General features: G+C 42.5%; 1 protein-coding gene. It reads left to right on the top strand.

The genetic code is table 11. The features are described from left to right. The first annotated feature begins 166 nt into the window (after window positions 1-166). Window positions 167-736: a hypothetical protein gene (locus EIZ48_RS28100; RefSeq protein WP_160658673.1), complete on the top strand. Its 570-nt coding sequence runs from the start codon at window positions 167-169 to the stop codon at window positions 734-736. Window positions 737-2,012 lie beyond the last annotated feature (1,276 nt).

Below are 2,012 nucleotides of genomic sequence, written 5' to 3'. Positions count from 1 at the left end.
GTGGCAGTAGAGTTGCTGTTAAGTCCTTGTGTTTATTCAATTTTGCCATAACAAGGCAATCAAGGGTGACGCGTTACACTCGGCGGTTTTGGTTTGAAGTCCAGTGGGCTTGGTGAGTTCATCGTGGCGCACCTTATTGCTGGCGTTAACCCTCTAAAGGAGAATTATGAGCAAATTATCAGGCCCTGAGGCGTCAAGGTTATTTTCAGAATATCATGAATTAATATCAGCGGAGAGTGATCGTGGAGCAGTTATACTTTCAGCCTCAATTCTTGATGCGACGTTAGAAGAATTACTTAAAGGATTCCTACTAGACCCTGTAAACAAGAAAGACGAACTTTTCAGTGGGCCTTATGCACCATTAGGTAGTTTTTCTGCAAAAATTGAGATGTGTTATCGGCTTGGAATTATTAAAAAGGAAGTGAGGTCAAAGTTAAATAAGTTCAAAGCTATCAGAAATGACTTTGCACATAGACTTGATACTGCTCGCCTAGATGATGAGGCCAATAGAAGCAGAATGCTTGAAATACTTAGGTGTACACCAGATATAGCACAAAGTATTAATGGTATTGTGTTTAGGTGTGGATTAAACGTTGATGAAAACTATGAGCAAAATCTATTAAATGGTTATGGATGCCGTAATACATTCGACACTTTATTTTCTGCAATCTGCATGGCTCTAAAAAGGAACTCTGTGAGCATTGATAAAATAGACTGCTTTGTACAAGAGGGTTAACAAAGCAATCAAGGTGATGCGTTACACTCGGCAGTTTTGGTATGAAGTTCGGTGCGCTTTGTCGGTTTAGTGGGGCACACCTTATTGCAAGCGTTATAGCGCCACACATATAAAGCACAGGCAACGGGTATTTGTTTCTAATGTTTCGAGTCAAGCTTAGCGGCTATGAAGTCGAACTTTTCAGGCGATATACCTGAACGCTTCTCGGCATAACGAACTGTGAATTTGGTTGGCCTTGTCCGCAGCACGCTTGATTTTGCAGACGTGATTGTTGCCATAAACACCTGAAACATCATCGAAAGGAAACGGTCAATATTGGGCTTAGGATTATTAGGTTCCAGTTATTGGTAATACATCTCGAAACTTCCACTTAAAATCTGTTAGTAAAGGGCATTTCTTTGCCAAGTTGCCACTGATTTTGTTTGTTGGTTCATGAAGTTATGTATCAATTTCAGTTGGTGTTTTATTGGTAAGGTAAACTGGCAGGCGCTTTTGCAGATTAGTCTGTAGCGGTAGCGTGCTTGGTAAGTGACTGAGAGTTATTAAGTTTGCCATAACAAGGCAATTAAGGTGACCCGTTACACTCGGCGGTTTTGGTATGAAGTTCGATGTGCTTTGTTAGTTCAGCGCGGGGCACCTTATCGCAGGCGTTATGCACCTTAGAGCCAAGTTCTTCAATGGTAGAAGGTTCATCGTTCAATACCTCGATTTCTCTGGCTATTCGTTCAGCGAAAGGCTGCCTGAAAGTTATATGATAAAGCAGGTTGTCGTTTTCTTTGTTGCCTTTGATTCTGGCAATTCAACATTATAATTTCAACGTTGCTCAGCTGTGAAAGTGTTGGCGCATTTCTTTGCCTATTGGTTTGGTGCAGCAGCCAAGCCAGTCCGTATCAGGTTGTCATGTAGGTTTCTCTGGCCCAAATCGTTGAAAGTGAATCGGAATTATCAGAGTCCTGATTTGTTGCCTGTATGTCGTAGATTTATCACGCGTGGAAAGATTTTCGACCAAGTATGATCGTGTTAATGGATGGAGTTGCATAACAAAGGTATCAAGGTGACTTGTTTGACTCGGCATTTTTGGTTTGGAGTTTAGTGGGTTTGGTGAGTTCACCGTGGCGCACCTTATCCCAGGCGTTAGGCATCGGAAAAGCCTGCTTTTTGATCTGGTCGTAACCGCATCGCCCAAGAACGGGAACTCTTTGGCCATTCGCTCATCGTAGGGCTGTCCTTAAAGTTCTGGGAAACGCAGGTTGTTTCGTTCTTTGCTGCCTCAGAC

The sequence above is a fragment of the Photobacterium alginatilyticum genome (assembly GCF_009910675.1).
Classification (GTDB): Bacteria; Pseudomonadota; Gammaproteobacteria; order Enterobacterales; family Vibrionaceae; genus Photobacterium; species Photobacterium alginatilyticum.
Note: the sequence above shows the minus strand (reverse complement) of the source record. Positions and strands in the feature narration are given on the sequence as shown.